Origin of the sequence: Synechococcus sp. R3-13 (genome assembly GCF_047462195.1) — a bacterium.
Lineage (GTDB): Bacteria > Cyanobacteriota > Cyanobacteriia > Thermostichales > Thermostichaceae > Thermostichus.
This window is the reverse complement of record NZ_JANSIO010000218.1, coordinates 1-2,359: the sequence shown is the minus strand read 5'-3', so window position 1 is coordinate 2,359 and position 2,359 is coordinate 1. Positions and strand designations below refer to the sequence as shown.

Annotated in this window: 3 protein-coding genes; 2 read left to right on the top strand and 1 reads right to left on the bottom strand. The window is 56.7% G+C overall.

Annotated features, from left to right (window positions below; genetic code table 11):
* The first annotated feature begins 356 nt into the window (after nucleotides 1-356).
* Both NW856_RS06795 and NW856_RS06790 read left to right on the top strand, forming a co-directional pair.
* Nucleotides 357-917: a hypothetical protein gene (locus NW856_RS06795; protein ID WP_414399601.1), complete on the top strand. Its 561-nt coding sequence runs from the start codon at nucleotides 357-359 to the stop codon at nucleotides 915-917.
* 172 nt (nucleotides 918-1,089) lie between these two features.
* On the top strand, nucleotides 1,090-1,839 hold the full coding sequence (locus tag NW856_RS06790) for a YebC/PmpR family DNA-binding transcriptional regulator (RefSeq protein WP_414399600.1): 750 nt from the start codon (nucleotides 1,090-1,092) through the stop codon (nucleotides 1,837-1,839).
* Nucleotides 1,840-1,892: 53 nt separating this feature from the next.
* Here the strand turns inward: NW856_RS06790 and NW856_RS06785 are convergent, their stop codons facing one another.
* Nucleotides 1,893-2,204, bottom strand: a complete 312-nt coding sequence (locus NW856_RS06785; RefSeq protein WP_011432974.1) for a YbjQ family protein — start codon at nucleotides 2,202-2,204, stop codon at nucleotides 1,893-1,895.
* Nucleotides 2,205-2,359 lie beyond the last annotated feature (155 nt).

Below are 2,359 nucleotides of genomic sequence, written 5' to 3'. Positions count from 1 at the left end.
GGGCGGGGCTTGCAACCCAGTTTTCTTGGTCAAAGCTTCTCTTCTGCCCCTGTTTTGAAACTGATCCGAGGCCAATACCCTATTTTTCTCTCTGCCTAGTGCCTCTCTGGCCGATGTCGGGTAGATTTGGCGGTAGCCATCGCTGAAGAATCGGTCAACGCTTTATGAACAGCCCGATCCAGGATTGTGAGCCCCCCGTTTCACCTCGCTCTGAGCAGGGCAGTCTGGGTTGGAGCCTTCCTCTAAAAGGTTGGGGATTCGGCTTGTTTTTCGGATCCCTAGTTTGGGCAGGATGGGCAAGTCAACTCCAGCTATGGGCCCAGCCGGTCGAACAGCAACCCCAGGAGGAAGTCTTAGTGCCAGGGCGCAATTTGGATCCTGGGGCGCAAATCCGGGTGCGTAACGAGCTGGTCAAGATCTGTGGGGACTATCGTTGCGAAGGCTATCGCTTTTCGGTGCGGGTACTGATCAGACCTGAAGACACTCTGGAAACTCTGCTGGGGCGGCTGGATACGGAGATGCTGCGGGAGGTGGATCGGGTGTTTCAAACTCGGCCCGATTTGAATCGAGTCATTGTCGATGGCTACGTCTTCTCGGGTACTCCCGCTTTTGTCAGCCGGGAAGTGCTGCTGCAAACAATGTTTGTGCCCCGTCACCGTTGGGAAGTGGGGCGCTTTGGGCCAGAGCAAGATGCGATTTTCTATGTCGAGCTGTTGGGACAGGTGACGCCCTTTCTAACTCCATCCCCAACCCCCACGCCTACACCTGGGCCTGTGCCTGGAGAAGGTGTGCCCCCTCTGCCCCCGCCTCCTGGGGAAACTCCTCCCATAGAGGCAACGCCTACCCCTCAAGAAACCCCAGCCCCTCCACCTCCACCTCAAGGGGATGTGATCCAGCGGCAGCCGATTCAGCCCTGAGGGGGTTATGGGGTGGCTAAGTCTGGGTTGTGAGGGATCCTCAGGATCCCTTGTTTTGTGACCAGGCCGGTACCCTCCCAGTTGCCGTGGGGTTGAGTCCTGAGCCGAGGTGATCTAGGCTTCAAAAATGGAGGGATCCCTCCAATTCATTGCTTGACTGGTGTGTGGCGGCATGGCAGGACACAGCAAGTGGGCCAACATTAAACGGCAAAAGGCCCGTGTAGATGCCAAAAAGGGCAGCCTCTTTACCAAACTCTCGCGGGCCATCATCGTGGCAGCTCGCAACGGCTTGCCAGATCCGGATGGGAATTTTCAGTTGCGGGCGGCAGTGGAGAAAGCCAAAGCAGCGGGGATGCCCAGCGAAAACATTGAACGAGCCATTGCCAAGGGAGCCGGCAACTGGAGCGACGACAGCCCCCTGGAAGAAGTTCGCTACGAGGGCTACGGCCCCGGTGGGGTGGCTGTGTTGATCGAGGCCATGACCGACAACCGCAACCGCACGGCTGCCGAGGTGCGAGAAGCCTTCAGCAAAACCGGCGGCAGCTTGGGAGAAGCCGGCTGCGTGAGCTGGCTGTTCCGGCAAAGGGGGGTGATCAACCTGGAGGCTGTGCAAGATCCGGAAGCTCTGTTACTGGCGGTGGCAGAAGCAGGGGGAGACGACTTCAAGGTGGAAGGCACAGGAGCAGAGGTGTACTGCGACTACTCTTTGCTGGAGCAGGTGGCCACCTACCTGAAAAAAGAGGGCTACCCAGTGCAAGATGCGGCCATCCGCTGGATCCCATCCACTGAGGTGCATGTGGAGGATCCCGATACGGCCAAGTCAGTGCTTGCCCTGATGGAGCGTCTCGACAACCTAGACGATGTGCAGAATGTCTACGCCAATTTCGAGATCGACGAGGCGGTGATGGAAAGCCTGGCCTGAGAACAGGCTGCCATCATCTTCCGAGAAAGGGAAACCTTCAACAGAAGCATCCGTCAGCGGAGCTTAACGGCGGTGCCGGCGGCGGTAACGAGGATCATTGTCGTGCTCATGTTGGTATGAATGCTAACGCCTAGGATGCCATTTGCTCCCAAACGTTTGGCTCGCTGCTCCAACTCTTCCAAAACCTTTTTCTGGGCATTCTCGAAAACTTCTTCATAGGTTCTTGTGCGTCCCCCGATGATGTTGCGGAGGGTAGCAAGGAAGTCCCGTAGAACATTGGTGCCATAAACTACCTCGGCGGTAACAATGCCCAAGTAACGCTCAACCTCTCTACCTTGGAGCACGTCTGTAGTGGTCAGCAACATCAGCTTGCTTCCTGGGTCAACACCCACCAAGATAGTCGGGATCCTCAACCTTTGGAATCGGGTTCTTGCCCTGTGTTTTCAGCAGAGTGGCGATATGTCGAAGGGCGACCAATCCCTACAGATAACCGTTCCACAACGCATAGTCATTTATCTCA

What these genes read in the sequence shown, in the direction of transcription:
- NW856_RS06785 (WP_011432974.1), bottom strand. Translation starts at nt 2,204, where the DNA reads ATGTTGCTGACCACTACAGACGTGCTCCAAGGTAGAGAGGTTGAGCGT.
- NW856_RS06790 (WP_414399600.1), top strand. Translation starts at nt 1,090, where the DNA reads ATGGCAGGACACAGCAAGTGGGCCAACATTAAACGGCAAAAGGCCCGT.